Source organism: Polaromonas sp. P1_G2 (assembly GCF_056405515.1).
In genome coordinates this window covers 1-429 of the sequence record NZ_JBFUBY010001288.1, presented here as the reverse complement: position 1 = coordinate 429, position 429 = coordinate 1, and the positions used below count along the sequence as shown (strand labels likewise).

1 protein-coding gene is annotated in these 429 nt (G+C 57.6%); it reads left to right on the top strand.

The window, feature by feature from the left end:
* Positions 1 to 14: 14 nt before the first annotated feature.
* Positions 15 to 429: hypothetical protein (locus AC1D0P_RS30175; RefSeq protein ID WP_477680093.1), on the top strand; the 415-nt coding region annotated here is incomplete at its 3' end.

Sequence of the window (429 nt, the reverse complement as noted above, 5' to 3'; positions counted from 1 at the left end):
CTACACTATCGCACATGAATATTCAATTCCGCGGCAACAAACGCCCGCTCCGCCCGCTTTTGTTGGAACCGGATGCGAACGGGACTCGTTGCGGCCATGCCATCAACGAGGATCCAATTATGTTCACACGGCCGATACCGACTGCAAGCGACCTCCAAGATCAACTCACCGACCTCAAGGGTGAAATCCTGGAATTGTCCCGGGCGCTATCTGCCACGGCAGGTGATGCGGCTGATCGCTCCAAGCCGACGATCAATCAAGCCGGCGACATACTTCATGATTTTGCGGACACTGTTCGAGGTCAAGGCCAGGCCTTGGCTGGGGCTGCCTGGGATAACCCCGGTAAGACGACATCGATCGTGTTGAGCGCAGCCCTTGTCGGGCTTGGCCTTTGGTGGCTTGTCGACGCCACGTCCAGCGGCTCAACTT